This is a genomic window from Blastococcus sp. SYSU DS0510 (genome assembly GCF_054050835.1).
Window position 1 is genome coordinate 145,163 of record NZ_JBJHAC010000002.1, and the last position, 21,339, is coordinate 166,501.

General features: G+C 75.0%; 24 protein-coding genes. 12 read left to right on the forward strand and 12 right to left on the reverse strand.

All coding sequences use genetic code 11. The annotated features are described in order from the left end of the window. Nucleotides 1-5 precede the first annotated feature (5 nt). The 8 genes from ACI79P_RS02270 to mscL all read left to right on the forward strand — a co-directional run bounded on the left by ACI79P_RS02270 (nucleotide 6) and on the right by mscL (nucleotide 6,425). The gene (locus tag ACI79P_RS02270; protein ID WP_456579419.1) at nucleotides 6-359 is read left to right on the forward strand and encodes an ArsR/SmtB family transcription factor; all 354 of its coding nucleotides are present in this window, start codon (nucleotides 6-8) and stop codon (nucleotides 357-359) included. Continuing rightward, on the forward strand, nucleotides 356-1,054 hold the full coding sequence (locus ACI79P_RS02275; RefSeq protein ID WP_456579420.1) for a cation diffusion facilitator family transporter: 699 nt from the start codon (nucleotides 356-358) through the stop codon (nucleotides 1,052-1,054). Before ACI79P_RS02270 ends, ACI79P_RS02275 begins: the two co-directional genes overlap by 4 nt. After that, entirely contained in the window at nucleotides 1,051-1,974 is a 924-nt protein-coding gene (locus ACI79P_RS02280) for a cation diffusion facilitator family transporter (RefSeq protein ID WP_456579421.1), read from the forward strand. Before ACI79P_RS02275 ends, ACI79P_RS02280 begins: the two co-directional genes overlap by 4 nt. Nucleotides 1,975-2,016: 42 nt before the next feature. After that, nucleotides 2,017-3,273, forward strand: coding sequence for an APC family permease (locus tag ACI79P_RS02285; RefSeq protein ID WP_456579422.1), 1,257 nt, complete (start codon nucleotides 2,017-2,019; stop codon nucleotides 3,271-3,273). A gap of 87 nt (nucleotides 3,274-3,360) precedes the next feature. Then, nucleotides 3,361-3,885, forward strand: a complete 525-nt coding sequence (locus ACI79P_RS02290) for a DUF2243 domain-containing protein (protein WP_456579423.1) — start codon at nucleotides 3,361-3,363, stop codon at nucleotides 3,883-3,885. Then, nucleotides 3,886-5,226, forward strand: a complete 1,341-nt coding sequence (locus tag ACI79P_RS02295) for an FmdB family zinc ribbon protein (RefSeq protein ID WP_456579424.1) — start codon at nucleotides 3,886-3,888, stop codon at nucleotides 5,224-5,226. 96 nt (nucleotides 5,227-5,322) lie between these two features. Further along, nucleotides 5,323-5,952 carry a Flp pilus assembly protein CpaB gene (gene cpaB, locus ACI79P_RS02300; protein WP_456579425.1) on the forward strand — a complete coding sequence of 210 codons (630 nt, stop codon included), beginning with the start codon at nucleotides 5,323-5,325 and terminating at the stop codon, nucleotides 5,950-5,952. Between the two features lie 32 nt (nucleotides 5,953-5,984). Next, nucleotides 5,985-6,425: a large conductance mechanosensitive channel protein MscL gene (gene mscL, locus ACI79P_RS02305; RefSeq protein ID WP_456579426.1), complete on the forward strand. Its 441-nt coding sequence runs from the start codon at nucleotides 5,985-5,987 to the stop codon at nucleotides 6,423-6,425. Here mscL and ACI79P_RS02310 read toward each other — a convergent pair. Then, the gene (locus tag ACI79P_RS02310; RefSeq protein WP_456579427.1) at nucleotides 6,422-7,117 is read right to left on the reverse strand and encodes a YbaK/EbsC family protein; all 696 of its coding nucleotides are present in this window, start codon (nucleotides 7,115-7,117) and stop codon (nucleotides 6,422-6,424) included. The two genes, mscL and ACI79P_RS02310, sit on opposite strands and share 4 nt — an antisense overlap. 102 nt (nucleotides 7,118-7,219) lie before the next feature. On the opposite strand from ACI79P_RS02310, the gene ACI79P_RS02315 reads away from it, so the two are divergent. Further along, a complete protein-coding gene (locus tag ACI79P_RS02315) occupies nucleotides 7,220-7,579 on the forward strand; it encodes a VOC family protein (RefSeq protein ID WP_456579428.1) in 360 nt (119 codons plus the stop codon). Continuing rightward, nucleotides 7,576-7,983 (forward strand): PaaI family thioesterase, encoded by a 408-nt coding sequence (locus ACI79P_RS02320; RefSeq protein WP_456579429.1) that lies wholly within the window; start codon nucleotides 7,576-7,578, stop codon nucleotides 7,981-7,983. The genes ACI79P_RS02315 and ACI79P_RS02320 overlap by 4 nt, the downstream gene beginning before the upstream one ends. Here ACI79P_RS02320 and ACI79P_RS02325 read toward each other — a convergent pair. Genes ACI79P_RS02325 through ACI79P_RS02335 form a run of 3 tightly spaced genes read right to left on the reverse strand, consistent with a single transcriptional unit; the run spans nucleotide 7,947 to nucleotide 10,067 of the window. Beyond that, nucleotides 7,947-8,894 (reverse strand): MSMEG_6728 family protein, encoded by a 948-nt coding sequence (locus ACI79P_RS02325; protein WP_456579430.1) that lies wholly within the window; start codon nucleotides 8,892-8,894, stop codon nucleotides 7,947-7,949. The two genes, ACI79P_RS02320 and ACI79P_RS02325, sit on opposite strands and share 37 nt — an antisense overlap. A 31-nt stretch (nucleotides 8,895-8,925) precedes the next feature. Next, complete coding sequence (locus ACI79P_RS02330) at nucleotides 8,926-9,225, reverse strand: biopolymer transporter Tol (protein WP_456579431.1); 300 nt, start codon at nucleotides 9,223-9,225, stop codon at nucleotides 8,926-8,928. Further along, nucleotides 9,222-10,067, reverse strand: coding sequence for an NAD-dependent protein deacetylase (locus ACI79P_RS02335; protein ID WP_456579432.1), 846 nt, complete (start codon nucleotides 10,065-10,067; stop codon nucleotides 9,222-9,224). The genes ACI79P_RS02330 and ACI79P_RS02335 overlap by 4 nt, the downstream gene beginning before the upstream one ends. Nucleotides 10,068-10,224: 157 nt before the next feature. On the opposite strand from ACI79P_RS02335, the gene ACI79P_RS02340 reads away from it, so the two are divergent. Further along, nucleotides 10,225-11,238 carry an ion channel gene (locus ACI79P_RS02340; protein ID WP_456579433.1) on the forward strand — a complete coding sequence of 338 codons (1,014 nt, stop codon included), beginning with the start codon at nucleotides 10,225-10,227 and terminating at the stop codon, nucleotides 11,236-11,238. Between the two features lie 7 nt (nucleotides 11,239-11,245). On the opposite strand, the gene ACI79P_RS02345 is transcribed toward ACI79P_RS02340, so the two are convergent. From ACI79P_RS02345 to ACI79P_RS02380, 8 genes are all read right to left on the reverse strand, one after another. Continuing rightward, nucleotides 11,246-11,692, reverse strand: a complete 447-nt coding sequence (locus tag ACI79P_RS02345) for an SRPBCC family protein (RefSeq protein ID WP_456579434.1) — start codon at nucleotides 11,690-11,692, stop codon at nucleotides 11,246-11,248. A gap of 29 nt (nucleotides 11,693-11,721) precedes the next feature. Further along, on the reverse strand, nucleotides 11,722-12,078 hold the full coding sequence (locus ACI79P_RS02350) for a hypothetical protein (RefSeq protein WP_456579435.1): 357 nt from the start codon (nucleotides 12,076-12,078) through the stop codon (nucleotides 11,722-11,724). 52 nt (nucleotides 12,079-12,130) lie between these two features. Next, nucleotides 12,131-12,829 carry a LuxR C-terminal-related transcriptional regulator gene (locus ACI79P_RS02355; protein WP_456579436.1) on the reverse strand — a complete coding sequence of 233 codons (699 nt, stop codon included), beginning with the start codon at nucleotides 12,827-12,829 and terminating at the stop codon, nucleotides 12,131-12,133. Between the two features lie 276 nt (nucleotides 12,830-13,105). Next, the gene (locus ACI79P_RS02360) at nucleotides 13,106-13,720 is read right to left on the reverse strand and encodes a response regulator (RefSeq protein WP_456579437.1); all 615 of its coding nucleotides are present in this window, start codon (nucleotides 13,718-13,720) and stop codon (nucleotides 13,106-13,108) included. Beyond that, on the reverse strand, nucleotides 13,717-15,738 hold the full coding sequence (locus ACI79P_RS02365; protein WP_456579438.1) for a sensor histidine kinase: 2,022 nt from the start codon (nucleotides 15,736-15,738) through the stop codon (nucleotides 13,717-13,719). The genes ACI79P_RS02360 and ACI79P_RS02365 overlap by 4 nt, the downstream gene beginning before the upstream one ends. 25 nt (nucleotides 15,739-15,763) lie before the next feature. Beyond that, nucleotides 15,764-16,480, reverse strand: a complete 717-nt coding sequence (locus ACI79P_RS02370; protein WP_456579439.1) for a hypothetical protein — start codon at nucleotides 16,478-16,480, stop codon at nucleotides 15,764-15,766. Nucleotides 16,481-16,886: 406 nt separating this feature from the next. After that, nucleotides 16,887-17,858, reverse strand: a complete 972-nt coding sequence (locus tag ACI79P_RS02375; RefSeq protein WP_456579440.1) for a hypothetical protein — start codon at nucleotides 17,856-17,858, stop codon at nucleotides 16,887-16,889. A 980-nt stretch (nucleotides 17,859-18,838) separates the two neighbouring features. Next, entirely contained in the window at nucleotides 18,839-19,492 is a 654-nt protein-coding gene (locus ACI79P_RS02380; RefSeq protein WP_456579441.1) for an AAA family ATPase, read from the reverse strand. On the opposite strand from ACI79P_RS02380, the gene ACI79P_RS02385 reads away from it, so the two are divergent. Next, nucleotides 19,491-21,320: an anti-sigma factor RsbA family regulatory protein gene (locus ACI79P_RS02385; protein ID WP_456579442.1), complete on the forward strand. Its 1,830-nt coding sequence runs from the start codon at nucleotides 19,491-19,493 to the stop codon at nucleotides 21,318-21,320. The genes ACI79P_RS02380 and ACI79P_RS02385 overlap by 2 nt on opposite strands. Nucleotides 21,321-21,339: the final 19 nt, after the last annotated feature.

The following is a 21,339-nucleotide window of genomic DNA, read 5'->3' on the forward strand; positions in this document are numbered from 1 at the left end:
GCCGGATGACGATGATCGAGGTCGACGAGGCGGCGGCGCTGTCCGCCGCCTCGTGCCTGTTCCGGAGCCTCGGGGACCCCAACCGGCTGGCGATCGTGCGCCATCTGGCCCTCGGGGAGCACAAGGTGGTCGAGCTGACCCGCCACCTGGGGTTGGCGCAGTCGACCGTGTCGGCGCACCTGGCGTGCCTGCGGGACTGCGGCCTGGTCACCTCGCGGCCGCAGGGGCGGGCCTCGCTGTGGTCGCTGGCCGCCACCACCGAGGTCCTCGGCCTGCTCGCCGCCGCGGAACGGCTGCTCGCCGGCACCGGGGATGCGGTCACCCTCTGCCCCGCCTACGGCGAGGAGGCGGCCCGGTGAGCGCGACGACCACCACTCCACCGAGCGCGGCCGACCGCGCCCGACTCGGGCGCCGGGCGCAACTGCTCGCCGGCACCGCCGTCGCCTACAACGTCGTCGAGGCGGTGATCGCCATCGCCGCCGGGCTGGCCGCCGGGTCGGTCGCGCTGATCGGGTTCGGCCTGGACTCGGTGGTCGAGGTCTCCAGCGGCCTGATCATCCTCTGGCAGTTCCGGCACCACCTGCCGGAGAGCAGGGAGCGGCAGGCGCTGCGGCTGATGGCCTGCTCCTTCTTCGCCCTGGCCGGCTACGTCACGTTCGAGTCGGTGCGCGCGCTCGTCGCCGGCGGCGACCCGGACGCCTCCCCCGTGGGCATCGCGCTGGCCGCGGTCTCCCTGGTGGTCATGCCCTTCCTCTCCTGGGCGCAGCGCCGCACCGGCCGGGCGCTGGGCTCCGGCGCCGTCGTCGCCGACTCCACCCAGACGCTGCTGTGCACCTACCTGAGCGCCGCCGTCCTCGTCGGGCTGGTGCTCAACGCCTGGCTCGGCTGGAGCTGGGCCGACCCGGTCGCGGGCCTGGTGATCGCCGGCGTCGCCCTCCGCGAGGGGGTCGAGGCGTGGCGCGGCGAGGGCTGCTGCGCGCCCGGCCGCCCGGGCCCGGACGCCGCGGTGGACACGTGCTGCGGAGCCGCTCCCGGGCCGCAGGACGACCGGTGAGCGGCGGGCACGACCACGGCCACGCCGCGGCGTCCGGGAACCGGCGCCGCCTGGCCGTGGTGCTGGCCCTGACTGCGGGCGTGCTGGTCGTCCAGCTCGTCGGCGCGCTCGTCTCGGGATCGCTGGCCCTGCTCGCCGACGCCGCACATGCCGCCACCGACGCCGCGGGCCTGGCGATCGCGCTGGTCGCGGCCACCTTGGCGGCGCGGCCCGCGACGGCGCAGCGCACGTGGGGCTACCGGCGCGCCGAGGTGCTCGGGGCCACGCTGCAGGCCGCCGTGCTGCTGGCCGTCGGCGGCTGGATCGCGGTCGAGGCGATCGGCCGGCTGGCCGATCCGCCGGAGATCGCCACCACCGCCGTGCTGGTCTTCGGCGCGATCGGGCTGGCCGCCAACCTCGCCGGCATCGTGGTGCTCACCCGGGGCGGGCACGGCGGGAACGTGAACATGCGCGCCGCAACGCTCGAGGTGGTCAACGACGCCCTCGGCTCGGTCGCCGTCCTGGTCGCCGCCGCCGTCGTGGCCCTGACCGGTTGGCTGCAGGCCGACGCGATCGCCTCGCTGGTGATCGTGGCGCTGATCGTGCCCCGCACCGTCCGGCTGCTGCGGGAGACGGTGTCGGTGCTCCTGGAGAGCACGCCGCCGGGGGTCGACCTCGACGCCGTCCGGGCGCACCTGCTGGCGCTGCCGCACGTCATCGGGGTGCACGACCTGCACGCCTCGCAGATCACCAGCGGGCTGCCCGTGCTCTCGGCGCACGTCGTCGTCGAGGACGGCTGCTTCCACGACGGGCACGCCCCGCAGGTGCTGGACCAGCTCCAGGCCTGCCTCGCCGAGCACTTCCCGGTCGGCATCGAGCACTCCACCTTCCAGCTCGAGACCGCCGCGCACGCCCACCACGAGCCCGCCGCGCACCGCTGAGCAGCCCCGCTATCGTCGGCCGACGCCGCCGCGAGGAGCACCGTGAGCACAGGCCCTGCACTGGCCCGCCGGCTGGGCACCACCGACGCCGTGGTCCTCGGGCTCGGCTCGATGGTCGGGGCCGGGGTCTTCGCCGCCTTCTCCCCCGCCGCGCAGGCCGCCGGCGCGGGGCTGCTCATCGGGCTGGCGATCGCAGCGGTGGTCGCCTACTGCAACGCGACGGCCTCGGCACAGCTGGCCGCGGAGTACCCCACCTCCGGGGGCACCTACGTCTACGGCCGCGAGCGGCTGGGCCCGTGGTGGGGGTTCCTCGCGGGGTGGGGCTTCGTCGTCGGGAAGACGGCGAGCTGCGCGGCGATGGCGCTGACCTTCGCCGCCTACGCGGCACCGGCCGGGTGGCAGCGACCGGTGGCCGTCGCCGCGGTACTGGCCCTGACGGCGGTGAACTACCGCGGCGTGACCCGCACCGCCGGGCTGACCCGCGTCGTCGTCACGGTCGTGCTCGCCGCGCTCGCCGTCGCGGTCACGGCGAGCCTGCTCGGGAGCGGGGCGAGCCGGGACGGGCTGGCGACCTGGACGTTCACCGACGGCGGCGTGCACGGGGTCCTGCAGTCGGCCGGCCTGCTGTTCTTCGCCTTCGCCGGGTTCGCCCGGATCGCGACGATGGGCGAGGAGGTCCGCGACCCGGCCCGGACCATCCCGCGGGCCATCCCCCTGGCGCTCGGTATCGCCGTCGCCGTCTACGCGGTGGTCGCCGTCGCCGTGCTGGTGGCCCTCGGGCCGGACGGCGTCGCCGCCACCTCGGCGCCGCTGGCCGCGGCGGTGGACGCCGGCGGGTGGGCGTGGGCGGAGCCGGTGGTGCGCGTCGGCGCCGCCGCGGCCTCCCTGGGCGCGCTGCTGGCGCTCGTCGCCGGCATCGGCCGCACCGGGCTGGCGATGGCCCGGCAGGGTGACCTGCCCGGGTTCCTGGCCGCGGTGCACCCGCGGTTCTCCGTGCCGCACCACGCCGAGCTCGCCCTCGCCGCCGTGGTCTGCCTGCTGGTGCTCACCGTCGACCTGCGCGGCGCGATCGGCTTCTCCTCCTTCGGCGTGCTGCTCTACTACTTCGTGGCCAACACCGCGGCCTTCACCCAGGACCGTGCGCACCGCCGCTTCCCCCGCCCCCTGCAGGTGCTCGGCGCGGTCGGCTGCCTGGTGCTGGTCGTCGCGCTACCGGTCGAGGCGGTGGTCGGCGGCGTGGTCGTCTCCGCCGTCGGCATCACCTACCGGGCCATCCGCCTCCGGCTCACCCGGAGGTAGGCGGGACGGACGGGGCCGGCGGGTGCGCCCTGCGGCGGGTCCGTGCGCGGTACAGGATGGACCGGGCAGCAGGGCGGAGCGGGTCCGGTGGCCGAGGAGGCAGTCAGCATGGCGGTGAACCCGGGCCGGACGCGCACGGACGTGGCCGGTCCGGACCGCCGACGGTCGATGCTGGTGGCAGCGGTCATCGGCGTCGGGCTGATGGCGGCGATCGACGAGATCGTCTTCCACCAGCTGCTCGCCTGGCACCACTTCTACGACCGCTCCACCGGCAGCGTGGCCCTGATGTCCGACGGGCTGCTGCACGCCGCCGAGCTGATCCTGCTGGTCGCCGGTTTCTTCCTCTTCGCCGACCTGCGACGACGTCAGGCGCTCGCGCCCCGCTCCGCCTGGGCCGGGCTGTTCCTGGGTCTCGGCGGGTTCCAGCTGTTCGACGGCCTGGTCGACCACAAGGTCCTGCGTGTGCACCAGATCCGCTACGGCGTCGACCTGCTGCCCTACGACCTCGCCTGGAACGTCGGCGGCGGCGTGCTGGTCCTGATCGGCGTCGTGCTGGCCGTGCGCAGCCGGGACGAGGGCCGTGCGGCGCGAGCCGCCGGCCCGGTCGGCTGAGTGCCGCACCAGCACGCCCCGGCGGCCACCGACGCCACCGGGCACTGGATCGCCACCGTGCTCCTCGCGGGTGGGGCGATCGCGGTCTACCTGGCCGCGACCGGCCGTGCCCGGCACCGGCTGCAGCGGCCGTGGCCCGTCGGGCGGACGGCCGGCTGGACGGCGGGCGTCGTCCTCGTCGCCGCCGCCGTCTCCCCGCCCCTGGCGGCGTTCGCGCACCGGGAGCCGGCCGGGCACGTGGTGCAGCACCTGCTCCTGGGCATGTTCGCGCCGCTCGGGCTGGTCCTGGCCGCGCCGGTCACGCTCCTCCTGGGTGCGTCCTCGACGCCGGTGCGCCGGCGCATCGGCACGGTGCTCGGCAGCCGGTACCTGCACGTGCTCGGCCACCCGTTCACCGCGGCCCTGCTGGCCACCGGCACCCTCTACCTGCTGTACCTCACGCCCCTGTACGCAGCGGCGAGGGGGGACGCACTGCTGCACACCCTGCTGAACGTCCACTTCCTGCTCGCCGGCTGCCTGTTCGTCTGGGCCATCGCGGGCCCCGACCCGGCGCCGGGGCGGCCGGGCATGGGAACGCGGCTGGCGGCCCTGTTCGCGTCCACCGCGGCGCACGGCTACCTCGCCAAGCTCCTCTACGCCCACGCCGCCCTCCTCCCGCCCGGAGCGGAGCAGGGAGTGGCGGGCAAGGAGCTGGCGGCCCGGTGGATGTACTACGGAGGTGACCTCGCCGAACTGCTCCTGGCGATCGCCCTCTTCGTCGCCTGGTACCGGGGCCGCGTTCCCGCCGGGCGGGTCGGGGCGCCACCGGCGCCCGCGCCGCGGCCGGCCGTGCAGGACGACGGAGGCCTCCTCCCGCGCCCGGGTGGCCGCACCGACTCCTCGGCCTCGCGCTCCGGGAGTGACGTTGAGCGGCAGACGTGGACGGCCGGTCCTCGCATGGCGCATCATTGGCAGTCTCCGGGTGCGAGTGCCAACCCGGGCCCCTACCTCCGCTCGACCAGGGAGAGCCACGCCGTGCCCACGTACCAGTACGCCTGCGCCAACGCCGAGGGCAAGCACGAGTTCGAGGTCGTGCAGTCCTTCACCGACGCCCCGGTGACCGAGTGCCCCGAGTGCGGCGCCGCGGTGCGCAAGGTCTACGGCTCGGTCGGCGTGGTCTTCAAGGGCTCGGGCTTCTACCGCACCGACAGCCGCTCGGGCGGCAAGACGTCCGAGACCGCGGGCAGCAGCAACGGCTCCTCGTCGGGCACCTCCTCCACGCCGGCCAAGGAGAGCTCCACCTCCGCCCCCGCCTCGACGCCGGCGGCGACCTCCGGCAGCGGGGCCAAGGCCGCCAACTGAGGAGAGGCGGCCGGGCCTCGTCCACAGGCCCGCCGCCCCTCCACAGCTCCGCCCGACCGCTTTCCGGCCCGGCCCGACCCGGGAAGGGTCGGCGGCGTGCTCCGACTGCGCCGACCCCCCTTCCCGCTGCTGACCGCCCGCCGGCTGGCCGCCGCGCTGCTGACCGCGCTCGCCGTGGGGCTCGCGCTGCGCCCCGGCCCCGCTCCCGTCGAGCGCACGTCACCGCGCGACGTCGCCGTGGTCGCCGCCGCCGCCGACCTGCCCGCCGGCACCGTCCTGGCGCGCGGCGACCTGGCGCTCGTCCGGCTCCCGGCCGGTGCGGTGCCCGGCGGCGTGGTGGCCGCCCCGGAGCAGCTGGAGCGCCGCGTGCTCGCCGGGCCCGTCCGCCGCGGCGAGCCGCTCACCGACGCCCGGCTGGTCGGCGCCGGGCTGACCGCTCTGCTGCCCGCCGGCCAGGTGGCGGCCCCCGTGCGGCTGGCCGATCTGGCGGTCGCGGCGCTGCTGCGCGCCGGCGACCGGGTGGACGTGCTGGCCGCCGAGCCGGGCGTCGGCCCCGCCGAGCGGGTGGCAGCGGGGGCCCTGGTGCTCGCGGCCCCCACCGGGGACGACGGCGACGCGGGGGCCGGGCTGCTCGTCCTCGCCGTCGACGGGGAGACCGCGGCGCGACTCGCCGCCGCCGCGGCCGCCGCCACGCTCACCGTCAGCCTGCCCCCACCCCCGGCCTGACGCGCGGACCGGGGTGTGGCTGGATGGTCCCCGTGCTCAGAGGCTTCAAGGACTTCCTCTTCCGCGGCAACGTCGTCGACCTCGCCATCGCGGTGGTCATCGGCGCGGCCTTCACCGCCGTGGTGAACACGTTCGCCGAGTCGTTCCTCACCCCGCTGATCGGCCTGGTCGGCGGCGGCGGGGAGCTGGGCGGGACCTTCGAGGTGGACGGTCAGCTCTTCACCTGGGGTGCCTTCCTCAGCCAGGTGATCACCTTCGTGCTGACGGCGGCGATCCTGTACTTCGTGGTGGTGCTCCCCATGCGTCGGCTGTTCGACCGGCGGGCTGCGGGTGAGGAGCCCGGCCCGGTGGCACCGACGCAGGTCGAGCTCCTCGTCGAGATCCGCGACCTGCTCCGCGCCCAGCAGCAGGAGGACCCTCGTGCCCCCCACCACTCGCAAGCTCGCGGCGGGACCCTGCACGAGGGCCGTTAGTCGCTGCCCCAGTGCGGCGGCCGGTCCTCGTGGTAGCGCCGGTCGTCGTAGGCGCCGTCGGCGGGCCGCTCCCCCCAGCCGATGTCGGTGTCGTCCGGCGCCCGGTCCAGCCGCAGCGGCGGCGGTGCGGGTGGCTCCGCGGGCAGCGGCTGCCCCAGCCCCTCGAGCACCTGCGCGGCGGGGAGCGCGGCGAGCACCGCGCCGGGGACGGCGAGCTTGCTCCCGCGGGTGCCCGAGCCGATGACCACCAGGTCCGCCGCGGCGACGGCGGCGTCGACGAGCACCGGCCAGGCGGCGGGCAGGCCGACCGGGGTGATGCCCCCGAAGGCCATGCCGCTCTCGGCGACGGCGACGTCCTGCGGCGCGAACGACGCCTTGCGGGCGCCCAGGTGCCGCCGCACCAGGCCGTTGACGTCGGCGCGGGTGGTGGCGAGGACGAGGCACGCGGCGAGCGTCGTCTCCCCCGCCCGGCGGGCCGCGACGACGACGCAGTTGGCCGAGGCGGCGAGCGGCACCCCGTAGGCGTCGGTGAAGGCGGCGGTGTCGGCGAGGTCGTCGGCGATCTCCGCGACCCACGCCGGCCCGGCCAGCACCGGCAGCGCGGCGGCGACCGGCGGGGCCAGCAGCTCGGGCCGGTCGGCGGCGGGCGACCAGGTCAGCGAACCGAGGACGGGTGCAGCGGGGTCGGGCATGCCCTCGATCCTGCGGTACGGGCCCCGGCGGCGCCGTGGCGGGATCCTGGCGGGGGCAGGGTCCGGCTGTCGGCCCACCCGGCCGCGCGCCAGGATGGCCCCATGATCGGTCAACTCCACTCCGTCGTGCTCGACGCACCGGACGCGCACGCCCTCGCCGGGTTCTACGCCGACCTCCTCGGCATGGAGATCAGCCGGGGCGAGCCCGGGGACGACTGGGTCGTCGTCACCGGCGCCGGCTACCGGCTGGCCTTCCAGCAGGCCCCGGACCTGCGGCCGCCGGACTGGCCCGACCCCGAGCGCCCGCAGCAGTTCCACCTGGACGTCCGGGTCGCCGACATCGAGGAGGCGGAGCCGAAGGTGCTGGCGCTGGGCGCCCGGAAGCTCCCCGGCGGCGGGGGCGACTTCCGCGTCTACGCCGACCCGGTGGGCCACCCGTTCTGCCTGGTGTGGGACGCGTGAGCGGCGACCAGGTGGACGCGACCACGGCCAGCCGCTTCGTGGCGGCGGCGGGCTTCCAGGTCACCGAGGCCACCGGCACCCGGGTGGCCGGCCACGTGGAGCTCGGCCCCGACCAGCACACCCCCTGGGGCGTGGTGCACGGCGGGCTGTACTGCACCGTCGTCGAGTCCGCGGCCAGCATCGGGGCCAGCCTCGCGGTGCGCGAGCTCGGCCAGTTCGCCGTCGGCGTCAACAACAGCACCGACTTCCTCCGCAGCGTCACCGCCGGGCGGGTCGACGTCGTCGCCGAGCCGGTGCAGCAGGGGCGCACCCAGCAGCTGTGGCAGGTCGCGCTGACGCGGGAGGACGGCAAGCTGGTCGCCCGCGGTCAGGTGCGGCTGCAGAACGTGCCGCTGCCCGGCTGACGCAGGACAGCGGGGTCCACCGTCACCTGGAACAGCGCGCGCGGGTCCTGCAGGGTCGCGGGCGGCCGGGCGGCCGCCCGCGGCACCACCCGGTCCCAGCGCGCCGGCCGGCGGTGCGGCAGCAGCTCCCGCCCCTGGAACAGGTAGTCCCCCACCACCTCGCCGAGCAGCAGCCCGGCCCCGTGCTCGACCGGCAGGGCCACCGGGTCGCCCGGCCGCACCTGGTCGAGGAAGGCCGACAGCTGGCGCAGGTCCTTGGCCGGGCGCCGGCCGGAGATCTCCTTGGACAGCGCCCGCAGCTCGGCGGGCTCCATCCCGGTCGCGTCGACGTCGATGCCCGACTGGGTGCCCAGGCCCACGACCCCGGCCGCCAGGCAGGCGCCGAGCTCGTTGTGCGCCCGCGGCCGCACCACCCACACCCGCACGCCGTCGGGCTCCGGCGCGGGCGGGAGGTCGTCCGGCCCCGGCCAGAGGTAGGGCAGGTCGTCGGGCTCGGGGCCGAAGCGTTCGGTGAAGGGGCCGCGGTAGAACTCCGGGTCCTTGGCGATCAGGTTCGACCGGTGCGAGCGGTGCAGCTCCTCGTCGCCGAGCCAGGAGGGCAGCAGGCCGGCCGCGGCGAGCTCGGCCTGCGACCGGCCGACGACGTCGGGGGCGAACTCCCCGATCAGTGCCTCGGTCGTGTCCGCGAAGCCGCGCTCCCGCCAGACCCGCACCATGGCCAGCCCGTAGCTCACCAGCGCCGGGGTGCGCCCGCGCCACATCGCGACCGCCGGGTGGCTGGCCCAGCCGTAGTCGGGCAGCTCCAGCGCGCGCAGGATCTGCAGGGTCTCCACGCGCTGCTTGCCCAGCCGCGGGGAGTCGAGCAGCCGGGCGCTCTCCTCGAAGTCCGCCACCGGCACGAAGGTCTGCATCGCGGGCCTACCTGCCCCTGCCGTGGCGGGCTCAACCGCCCAGCGCCCGCAGCGCCGCCTCCCAGCGCTCGCGTCGCGCGTCGTCGTCCTGCTCCCACCAGGGCGCCCCGCGCTCGCCCAGGCCGGTCTTGGCCAGCTGCACCCGCGCGCGGGCAGCCGCGACGGCGGCGTCGTCGCCCCGGCTGGTCCGGACGGCGGAGCGGGCGACCCCGAGGTGGTGCAGCAGCCTGGCGCGGACGTCGCCCGGCAGGGCCGGGTCGGCGGTCCGCCACCGGCGGCCCCCGACGACGATCCACCGGCCGTCGTCGGTGCGCCCGACCCCCTCCGTCACGACAGCCGGCGGGCCAGCTCGGGCAGGACGGCCCCCAGCGGGGCGTCGACCTTGAGCGACGCCTTGGCGTCCCCGCGGGTCGCACCGGAGTTGACGATCGCGACCGGGATGCCCCGCTTGGCGGCGTGGATGACGAACCGGTAGCCGCTCATCACGGTCAACGACGAGCCGAGCACCAGCAGGGCCCCGGCGTCGTCGACGAGCGCGAAGCAGGCGTCGACCCGATCCCGCGGCACCGTCTCGCCGAAGAAGACCACGTCGGGCTTGAGGGGACCGCGGCCGCAGGCCAGGCAGTCGACCATGACGAACCCGTCGAGCTCCTCGTCGGGCAGCTCGACGTCGCCGTCGGGGTTGACCTCGTCGGTCGGCTCGGGCCGGAAACCCGGGTTGGCCGTTCGCAGCCGCACGTCCAGGTCCGCGCGGGAGGCGACGTCACCGCAGGCCAGGCAGACGGTCCGGTCCAGCCCGCCGTGCAGCTCCAGGACGTCGCGCGCCCCGCCCGCCTGGTGGAGCCCGTCGACGTTCTGGGTGATCACGTCGGCCACCGCGCCGGCCTGCTGCAGCGCGGCGACGGCCCGGTGCCCGGCGTTGGGCCGGGCCTCGGCGATCTGGCGCCAGCCGACGAAGCTGCGCGCCCAGTACCGGTGCCGGCCCCGTGGGTCGCGGGTGAACGTCTGGTACGTCATCGGGGTGTGCCGGCGCAGCGAGCCGGTGGCACCCCGGTAGTCCGGGATGCCGGAGTCGGTGGACAGCCCCGCCCCGGAGAGGACCAGCGTCCCGCCGGCGGCGAGCAGTCCGGTCAGCTCGGTCAGTCCCTGGACGGCGGGTGGCGCTGCGGTCACCGGCCCATGGTCCCTGCCCGACGGCGCGCGCGCCGTCGGCGGCGGTGTGTAGTGCGCAGCCTTCCCGGTCACCCTCTGCGGGACCGCCCGTCCGCCGGGCCCGATGGAGGAGGCCGACCGTCGACCGCCGCGCGCACGCACGATGCCGGAGCACCCCGTGACCGGGGGGTGGTGGTGGGACGTCATCGGCCTGGCGATCGTGTCCTTCGCCGTGGTGGACGAGGTGCGGACGACGCTCGCCGTCGCCAGCGGTCCCGGCCCGCTGACCCGGCTGGTCACCGACGCCGTGTGGCGGCTGGCCCGGCGGCCCGCCATCGCCGACGCCGCACCGGTGCGCGCCGTGGGAGGGCCGGGGGTCATCGTCATCGGGCTGACCGTCGGTGCCTGGTTCACCCTGCTCTGGCTCGGGTGGTCCCTCGTCTTCCTCGGCGACGAGGAGGCGGTCGTCGGCTCGTCGAGCGGGGCAGCGGCGTCGGTCTGGGAGCGCTTCTACTTCGCCGGGTACAGCATCGCCACCCTGGGCAACGGCGGCTTCCAGCCGGCCGGCCCCGGCTCCCAGCTGGCCACCATGGCGGCCTCGCTGAGCGGGATGCTCCTCATCACCCTCGGGGTCTCGTACCTCACCTCGGTGATCTCCGCGGTGGTCGTCAAGCGGAGCTTCGCCTCGCAGGTCACCGGGTTCGGCAGCACCGGCGCGGAGGCGGCGGCCGGCCTGGCCACGCCCGGCTCGGTGGTCCCGGCGGTGGTGCCCCTGTCGTCGCTGTCGTCCACCTTGTCGACGCTCGCCCAGCAGCACCGCGCGTATCCGCTGCTGCACGCCTACCGGCCCCGGGCGCCGGAGCTCGGCACCGCCCCAGCGGTGGCGGTCCTGCTGGACGCGACGCTGCTGCTGTCGTCGTCGGCCGACCCTGCCTCCCGGCTCCCTGCCGGGGTGCGTCGATCGGTCGTCTCCGCCGTCCAGCAGTACGTCGCGCACGCCCCCGCGGCCGGTGGTGCGCACGCTGGAGGGGCGCCCGCGCTGGTGCCCGCCGACATCGACCGCACGGGGCTCCCCGTGGACCCGGCGCAGCTCGCCGAGCGGGCCGCGGAGTGCGCGGACCTGCGGGACGAGCTGTCCCGGCGGATCCGGGCGGCCGGCTACCGCTGGCCGGGTGACGAGCGCGCGTCCTGACGGCCGGTCAGGCCGGGGTGAGGGTCTCTTCGAGCCGGGCCAGCATCGCGTCCTGGATGCGGCTCAGGCCCTTGGGTGCGAAGGTGCGCTCGAAGAACCCGCCGATGCCGGTGGCACCCGTCCAGGTGGTGCGCGCCCGCACCGTGCAGACCCCGGCGTCCGCGGGCGTGACGGTCCAGGTGGTCACCATGCTGGAGTTGGTGTCGGTCTCCACGAGCGCCCCGTCCGGGGTCTCGGTGACGACGACGTCCTGCTCGCGCACCCGCTTGGAGGTGGCCTGCAGCCGCCAGTGCACCTTCGTGCCGGCGCCCTGCCCGCCGGCGTCGACGCGGTACTCGCTGTACTGCTCGGGGAGCACCCGCGGCCGCGTGACGGCGTAGTCGGCGAGCGCGGCGCGGACGACGTCCGCCGGTGCGCGCAGGACTCGTTCGGTGGTGGCGACGACCTGACCCATGCCGCCCATCCTGCCCTCCGGCGGATCGGCTACGCCTGCCCCTCCTCGTTGTTGAGGTAGGAGCAGCGGAAGCGGGCACCGGCCATCGCCTCGGTGAAGCGCGCCTCCCACATCGGGTCGTCGGCCGGGAAGCTCTCGAACACCCGCTCCTCGAGCACCTCCGGGTGCCCGTCGAGCCCGGGGCAGCTGCGCCGCAGCAGGACCCGCGTCGTCCCGTCGACCTCGTCGTGCGCCGCGCCCCACCGGGCCGCGGCGACCGCCCGCTCCCGCAGCACCCGCTCGCGGGCGGGCAGCGCCCGGCCGGCCGGCTGCGGCACCGAGACCCACCAGACGACGATCCCGGCCAGCAGCACGACCAGCAGCACAGCCGTCAGGACGCCGACCATGCCCAGCACGGTAACCCCGCGTAGGGCCACCGGGCCGGGCCCGCCGGTCGGGTCAGACCTCGGCGGCGGCGGAGGTCAGGTCGTGCGCGCCGCAGGTGCAGCCGTTGCGGGCCGAGAGCACCATCGAGACGGCGTGCGCCCGGTCGCGGGCGCCGAGCTTGCGCAGGATCGCCTTGACGTGCGACTTCACCGTGTCCTCGGAGATGAACAGGTTCTCGCCGATGCGCCGGTTGGACTGGCCCTGGACCAGCTCGTCCAGCACGTCGGACTCCCGGCGGGTCAGCGGCACCTCGGGGGTGAGCTCGCGGGCGACCGGCGCGGCGGACCCGGGCTGGACCCGGCGGATCTGGGGGTCGACGACGGTGCGCCCGGCGCGGGCGGCCAGCACGGCCCAGCCCAGCAGCGTGGCGGAGGCGTTCATGAGCAGGTAGCCGCGGATGCCGGCGGCGAGCGCCTCGTTGACCACGGCCGGGTCCTCGGAGGTCGCCACGGCGACGATGGCGGTGCGCGGGAAACGGCGGCGCAGGTCTCGGATGGCGGTGAGGGTCGCGCTGCGGCCGGAGCCGAGCTCCACGATCACCGCGTCGGGGCGCGCGGACTCGGCCAGCACCAGGGCACGACGCGGCTCACCGGGTGCGCCCACGGCCTGCAGGCCGGCGGTCTCGTCGACCATGCCGACGAGGCCGCGACGCAGGACCGGGGCGTCGGCGAGGACGAGGACCCGGGTGACGCCGGCAGTGGAGATGGACACGCTGGTTGCTCCGCTCACGTTCGGTGACGACCTGACCTGCATTCCATCGGTCGGGTGAACCGAGTGCTTGAGCAGCCCGTTCGAGGTCGTGTCCCAGCGCTCCGCAGCCGGCGGCGGAGCGATCCGGGGAGGGGGGCGTCCAGCCCGGCCACTCACCGGCAGACGCCTGCCACGTCCGGAGCACCGGGCCCGGTGCCCGCCGACGGCCCCGCGCGGGCGCAATGGCCTCGAACGCCTCGGGCGGTAGCCGTCGTCGTCGCACCTGCGCGAACGTTCTCACAGGCCCCGCATGCGCAGAGCGGCCTGGGTGCGGTCGCGGACCTGCAACTTGGTCAGCACCCGCGAGACGTGGTTCTGCACGGTCTTGAGACTGACCTGCAGTTCGCGGGCGATCTCGGCGTTGCTCTGGCCGTCGGCGACGAGGGCGAGCACCTCGGCCTCGCGGTCGGTGAGCTGTTCTCGACCACCGAGCGCGGCCGGACCGCGGGAGAGCAGGCGGGCGGCCACTCCGGCGCCGAGTACCGCGCCCCCTGCAGCCACGGTGCGGATCGCGCCGAGCACATCGTCCTGCCCGGCCCCCTTGAGCACGTAGCCGCGGGCCCCCATGCGCATCGCGGCGGTCACCGCGTCGTCGTCGTCCACCATCGTCAGCACCAGGACGGCGGTCCCGGGCAGCTCGCGGACGATCCGGCGGGTCGCCTCCAGTCCCGGGACGCCAGGCAGGTTCAGGTCCATCAGGACGACGTCCGGCCGGTGCGCGCTGGCCAGCAGCACCGCGCTCGCGCCGTCTCCCGCCGTGGCCAGCAGGCGCACGTCGGGGACGGTCGCCAGCAGGGCGGCGAGCCCGTCCCGGAACAGCGGGTGGTCGTCGACGACGAGGACGCCGATCACAGCAGGGCTCCGTCCGAGCGTGGTGCCGCGGCTTGGGCGCGGGGAATCGGCAGCCGTAGGCGCACCGTGGTACCCCTTCCGGGACGGGCGTCGATGGCCAGGCTTCCGCCGAGGTCGGCTGCGCGCTCCTGCATGCCCGGCAGCCCGGAGCCCCCGGCGCGAGGTCGGACCATGCCGGAGCCGTCGTCGGCGATCTCGGCGCAGAGCTCCTCGCCGTCGGTTCGGAGGGTCACCCGGCAGGTGGACGCCCCGGAGTGGCGCACGGCGTTGGTGAGGGCCTCCTGGATCACGCGGTAGCAGGCCACCTCGGCCGCCGCGGGCAGCGCGGGCAGTTCGTCGTCCGCGTCGACGTCCGTGCCGTCGGGCAGCTCTCCTTCCAGCCGTTCGGCCAGCTCGCGCACCGCGCCCACCAGGCCGAGCTCGTCGAGGGACGGCGGACGCAGTCCCTCCACCACGCGGCGCACGTCCTGCACCGTGTTCTGGATGCCGGCCCGCAGGTCGAGCAGCGCTGCGTCGGCCGCCGTGGGGTCTCCGAGGAGGTTGCGGGCGGCCTCGGCCTTCAGCGTCAGCCCGGCGAGCGCGGAGCCGAGCCCGTCGTGCAGGTCGCGGCGGAGCCGTCGGCGCTCGTCCTCGCGGGCGAGGATCAGGCGCTCGTGGGCGGCACGCAGCCCGGTGAGGAGGGACGAGGCGTGCACCAGTGCTCCGAGCTGGCCGCTGATGTCGTCGAGGAGTCGGAGGTCGCGGTCCCGCAGCGGCCGCGGGGGCATCGTCCAGCGCAGCACTCCCACGGCGCGGCCGTAGCCGGTCAGCGTGGTCTCCCGGTCGGCGAGCTCAGCGGCGCCGTGCACGGCGAGCGGCCGGCCTGCTCCGTCGAGCACGACGATCGCCGGCAACTCGAGCACCTCGGCCAGTTCCCGGATCAGGTCCTGGAGCAGCCCGTCGATGTCCGTCGCATCGGCGACCCGGCGTCGCACGGCGGCCAGCACCTCCTCCGGCTGCGCCCATTGCCCGTAGGTCAGCCGGTTCGCCGCTCGCTGCAGCGCCTGACGCAGGGGCGAGAAGGACAGTGCCACCAGGCCGGTGGCCAGCCACGGCAGCCACCGCTCCCGTCGTGCGTCCAGCAATGCCCCGACCCCCGCGACGGCCAGCACGTACACGGCGGCGAGGGCGGCGGACAGCCCCACGGAGGCGATCGTGCGGCTCACCGCCAGGTGCACGTCGTACAGCCGGTGCTGCAGCACCGCCACACCGATGGCGACCGGCAGCGGGAGCACGGCGAGCCCGAAGACCAAGGTCTCCGCTGCGCCGAGGAGGATCAGCGGCAGGATCGCCGCCGGCACGGCGGCCGCCCAGGTCAACCACAGCAGCTGTTGACGCAGCAGCGGTCCACCCCCGCGCCACCGCGAGACGAGGCTGCCCACCGCCCCCGCCACCGCCGCTGCCACCGCGCCCAGGGCGAGCACGGCCAGACCGTCGACGACTCCGCCGAGACCGGCAGGCAGGCCCACGGGGCTGTCGATGGCGGCCAGCCGCTCGTCCATGGGGGCAGGGGCGAGGACCGACGTCGCCGTGAAGAGGAACAGCGCCGTTGCCGACGCGGCGATCGCCCACCGCCATGGCCGCCCCGGCAGGCGCCCATCGGGGAAGACCAGCGGGACCAGCAGGACCAGCACCAGCCAGCCGAGCCCCCGCAGCACCGTGCCCGCCACGGCCAGCAAGGCCGCGGCCGACCCGGTCCCCGGGGTCGTGACCAGTCCCTGGACACCCACCGCCAGGATGGCCTCGCCGAGCCCCCACACCGCTGCTCCGCCCAGCAGCACGAGTCCGACCCGGTGCCCCGGGCGGGCCAGGCAGATCAGCACGCCCACCCCGGCGTACACGACGATCACCAGCGCCACGACCCATGCGCCGGCAGGGAACTCGCCGACCTGCGCGGCCGTCAGGACCGCCGACGTCGCCGCGCCACCTGCCGCCACCGCGGCGGCGCCCGAGACCACGCTGTGCCGAGGCGTCCTCATGCTGCATCGTCCTGGTGTGCGACGGTCAGGTACCGGCCCCGCGGCGGGGCGACGTGGTCAGCGGGTCGCCCGACGCCCCGGAGAAGACCGGTCGCGCTGCCGCATCCGGTCCGCCGGGTCGGTACCTGAGCATGACGGTCGCAAGGGCGAGGAACCAGACCATCCACGCCACGGTGGCCCAGTCGACGGCGCCCAGCCGCGCGGCGGGCACCGAGGCGACCAGGACGAGCCCCGTTCCCAGGCCGGCCCAGCCGAGCCACGGGGGCAGCTCCCCGTCGGCCAGCACGGCGATCCCGACACCGGCGGCGTGCACCCCCAGCAGCAGGACGCTCAGGAAGAAGGTGAAGTTCCGGACGTCGTTGACGAGCGAGACCGTGACCATGTCGGCACCGTGCTGAGCGCCGTACAGGGCGGCCGCGCCCGCGGCGAGCCCCGGAGCCAGGCTGAGCGCCACGTAGGCGATGCCTGCCGCAAAGGCGGTCTGCGACGCCCAGCCGCCGGTCTCGGAGCGGCTCAGCGCCCGGGCCAGGAAGGCGAGCACCGGGAGCAGCAGCAGGAAACCGACGGACTCGACGTAGCCGCCGGTCATGATCCGGGCCAGGTCGCCGTCGACGTACTCGGCGGCAACCGCTTCGGCGCCGTCCCCGAGCCGCGGGGACCGCTGCTGGCTGATGCCGACGAGGATGAGCACCACATGCGCGAGCGCGAGGCTTCCCGCCACCCGCCATGCCGTCCGGGACATAGCGTCCTCCGTTCGTTCGAGACCGGGCTCTCCGATCCCCGGACCCAACGGTCCTGCGTCGACACGGAGTTGCCATCAGGCGCCTTCCCGCGACCGCCGGGAAGATCTCCCAGCCGACCGCGTCGGGGCTCCCCCTGCCCCCGACAGGTGGCATGCGAAGGGTGCGCCCTTCGGCCCAGATGCCCGTCAGGCGGCTCGCTGCAGAGGCCGATGAGCCGTCCACCTGCAGATCCATGGGTGGGGTGCTAACCGTTGCTCTGACCAGCAGCGAAGCCGGTCGGCCGGCGAAGTTCTTACACGATTTCGGCCGACTTCTTACACACTCGCCGCCGGGCGCGAGCTGACCCGGCCCGGCAGCGGCCCGCCGCCGGCCAGTACCGGCGTCCGGGCCACCCCGCGAGGCCGGCTAGGCCGCCAGCGGCTCTTCGTCACCGGCCACGACCCGAGGCAGCAGAACGGCGGGCACCGCGGGACAGGCCCGGCACCGAGGTCGGAGCCCGACCACGTGGACGGAGACGTGCCGCGGGTGCCCGCAGCGGGCGCAGGCGATCCGCCAGCGGTCCGTCGATCGGCCCGGGTAGGCCTCCTGGGGCACCCAGCCTGCGGCGGTGAGCCGGTCCATGGCCACCTCGGCGCTCAGGCTTCGCTTCCGCGCGCTCTCCCGGGCGCCGCACGGCACGCAGCCGCCCTTGCCGTCACGCAGGTTGGCCAGCATCGGCGCACCCTCGGTTCGGCAGGTGTCGCAGCGGGCGCGCCAGGGGTCGGTGACACGGCCCGGATAGGGCTCCAGCGGGGTCATCCCGTGCTCCCTGAGCTTCTGTTCCGCGGTCTCTGAACTGAGCGCGCGCGGCCACCGGCTCGGGTCCCGGCGGCGCACGTACGCGTCCAGGTCGGCCCGGTCGGGCGGCAGCGACGCCACCTCCTGCTCCACGCGGGCCCAGATGGTTCGGGCGGAGACCGTCGCCGCGTCGACAGTCTCCGTCGCGCCGTCCTCACCGTCCAGAGCTGCCGGAAGACCCCGGTCCTCGCGCAGCCAGCGGAGCACGGCCCGCTCGACCTCGAGCGCGTGCGCGCCGGTCGGCACCGCGACGGTGTGCAACACCGTCCAGCCGCGGCGCCGGTGCAGGGCCAACCGGGTGCTGTCGGCCGCGGTCACGCCGATCTTGTGCGCCCCCCGGCGGGGATCGGTGAGCAGGTACACCACCGCCGGTGCCGCCGGGTTGAAGCCGCTGACCGCACATGCCGAGCAGCCGGCATGGCCTTTGCGCACGTCCGAGTGCCGGATCGGCTTCACGAAGTCGCAGGCGGTGCACCGGCACAGCCACGGTTTGTCGGATCCGGGATAGGGCTCCTGGGGTTCCAGCCCGGCGTCGCGCATGACGGCCTCCGCCGCCGCAGCGTGCGCGGCGAGACGGCGGCGGGCTCTATCGCGGTGGAAGCAGGCCCTGCAGCGCTTACCTTCCCGGAGGCGGCGCAGGGTCTTGACCGCGGCCGCACCGCAGGCCCTGCAGGTCACCTTCCACGGGTCCAGAGCGGAGCCGGGGTACGGCTCGGCCGGGTCGAATCCGACGCTCCGGCACTCCGCGGCCGCAGTTTCCGGGTCCAGGCGGCGGGCCTGCCCAGTGGCCTGGTCGGTGCACTTCCGGCAGCCAGAGCCCTTGCGGTGCTTCCCCGCAGCGACCGTGACCTCTGCGGCACAGCCGGCGCACGTGACCGTCCATTGCTCGTGGAACGGCGGCGGCAGCGGCTCGGTCGGGATCAGTCCGGCGGCACGCAGCCGCTCGGCGGTCTGGACGGGATCGGCAAGGCTCGGCACCCGAGGGGACCGTCCGATGGATCTCGATAGCGGCAATCACGCCGGTCGGTGTAGAGAGGCCGGGTAATACGCTTGCTGACCTGCGGTGTAAGACGATGCCGGATTTCGTGTAAGAGGTCGGAAACGTCAGAAGCGCCGACCAACGGTCGGCGCTTCTGGGAGCAATGGTTAGCTCCTGGTGGTGGGGTGCTAACCGTTGCTCTGACCAGCAGCGGAGCACCGGCATCGGTGGAGTTCTTACACGTTTCCGGCGGAGTTCTTACACAGCCCCGTCCTCGGTCAGCGCCAGCCTTCCAACAGCTGCGCCGGGCTCAGGACGTGCGCACCCTCGATGGAGCTTCCGGAGCGGGACACGACGAGCAGCGGGGTGTCGGACGATGCGCCGGGCAGCTGCCCGCGGTGGGTCACGAGAGCGGCGAAGTCGCGGTCGTCGAAGGGCTGGTTCTCCAGCCATTTGATGCGCGCTGGCCGCTGACCACCAGCGCCGAGGTGGAGTGCGACAGCGCCTCCTCCAGGTAATCCCACATCGGCAGGCCGCGGGGTCACTCCTCGCAGACCAGCGGCAGGCCGCCGGTGACCAGGTAGGCGTCGAAGGTGTCGGCCGGGTCGAGGTCGAGCATGGCGCCGAGCTCGAGCGGGCTCAGCGGTGGCACGATCATCTCCACGGCGCGCTGGTGAAAGGGGCGCCCGTAGGCGTTGAGCGCTTCCATCATCGCCAGGTCTGACCCGACGCCGATGAGCAGCACCGGGTGGCGAGCGATGACCCGGTCGAACACCTTCTGCAGAGCGCCCTCGAAGGCGTTGTCGGGGCCGGTCAGGTACGGCAGCTCGTCGATCACCACGATGCTGGGGCCGTCGGTGGGCAGGGCGGTGGCCAGCAGCCGCAGTGCGGCCTCCCACGTCGCCGGGGTGATGCCGGCGGATGTGGTCGCGTCGGACAGGTCGGAGGCGGCGACCTCCTCGGCGAACAGCCGCAGCTCCTCCGCCGGCTGCTGCATCGACGCGGTGAAGAACACGTGCGGCACGCCGGCACGCTCGATGAACTCCTCGATCAGGCGCGACTTCCCGACCCGTCGACGAACGCGAACGATTTCGGAGTTCAGCACCACCACTGACCGTGGTTCCCTGCGGCAGTCCTTGGTGTCGGCCATCCGCTCGGCGGCGAGCCCCGGCGTCTGGGCCGACGCTGTCGCCATGACCTTCGGCGTGTTGCGTGGCAGGGCGCTGCACCGCGTCGTGCGAGAGTCCGGCGGTGTGCCCCTCGCCGTTGCCACCCTGACGGTCGGGGGTGCGGTTCTCGCGGCTGACAGTCTGCGCACCGAGCTCCGGCCGGGGGCGCCGATCGTTGCGGCCAAGGTCGGTCAGCGCGGCAACTGCGCTGTGCTGCTCACCGGGTTGGCGACCGTGGAGGGCAATGATCTGCTCGACGACGTCCTGGCCGCCCTCGACCTGCGGCACGACGTCGAGTCGGCGATGCGGGCGGTCAGTGACGTGCTGCTTTGGGCCTGCAGTCCACTGCTGCCCCACGTGCCTGAGCTGCTGGCGGTCAACGACTCCCTGTGGGACGTCGTGCTGGCGGTCCAGACACGGCACGGGAGGTGGCAGTACGCGCGCTTGCGTGGGTTCCGCGGCACGGATGACTTCGCGTTCGAGACGCAGATGCTGCAGCCGAGGGCGGATGAAGTTCTGACCGTGGTTCTCGGGGCGTGGCATCCGGAGCTGGGCCGGCTTGACTCCGCGTACGCCGAGGGCTACGCGGACATGGTGTTCACCGCACGCGCGGTTCGCATGCCTGCCCCGCCGCCACCGCAGGCGCTGCCCGTGACCGACGTGGTGGCGGCCGTGGCGGCCGAGCTTGACGCGGCGATCGCCACCGAGGAGCTCGCGCGGCGGCCTGTGGGCTGGCCGGCGCGGGTGAAGTGCGCGCCGAGGCCGGCGCCGGGTGGCCAGATTCGGGACCGCGGCTACCGTGGGACGGACCGCCCCTACCCGAACGTGAGCGGCACGACATGGGGGTTGGACGCGTTGGGCCAGCAGATCCCGAGGTGCACGGACGGCCACGGCGGCCCGGCTGGCACCGTGTCGGGCGGCTGCGCGGGGCCGGGTTTCCGGCATGACGCCCTGTTCTACGACTCGGTCGAGGAGTTGGCCGACCTCGCCGCTCCGTTCCTGCTCGAGGGCCTGGCAGCTGGAGACGGCGCGGTGATCGCCGCCGGCCCGGCAGTCACCGCCGCCCTGCACGACGCGGTTGAGAACCACTCGCTGGTGCTGGTGCTCGAGCGGCACGCGCTCTACCGGTCCCGCACGCCGACGGCGATCACCACCTTCCGCGGACTGGGTGAGCAGGCAGGCCCAGGCCGGCGGGTCCGGGTCGTCGGCGAGGTCGACTTCGGCACCACCGCCGCGGACTGGACCGAGTGGCAGCGCTACGAGGCGGTGATCAACGCCGCGTTCGCGTCGTCACCGCTGTGGGGGCTGTGCGTGTTCAGTACCGCCCTGCCCGAGCCGCTGCTGACTGCTGCCCGGCGCACCCACCCGCAGCTGGTAAGCCGTGACGGCCGGGCGACGAACGCTGACTACGTCGACCCGGCGACCTACCTGGCCGGTCTCTCGGTCCCCGACGAGCCGCTGGAGCGCACGCCGCCCGCGCTGGTCGCCGACGACGTCACCGACTTCATCGGGCTCCGGCGGACCATCCGCCGCCATCTGAGCAACCTCGCCGGACCGGCCGACCTGCTGGAGGACTTCCAGCTGGCTGTGGACGAGATGACCTCCAACGCTGTCCGGCACGGCCACCGGCCGGTCAGCCTGCGGCTGTGGACCGCGCCGGGTCAGCTGGTGTGCACCATCGGCGACGCCGGAACCGGCCCGGCCGACCCCTTCGCCGGGTACGGGCCGGCGCACGGCGAGGACCTGTCGGCCGGCGGGATGGGGCTGTGGCTGGCCCGCCAGCTGTGCGACCACGTGGCCCTGCGCCGCGACGCGCACGGCAGCAGCGTCCGGCTCACTACCCGCTGGGTCTGAGCCGACCCCCGCGCTGTCC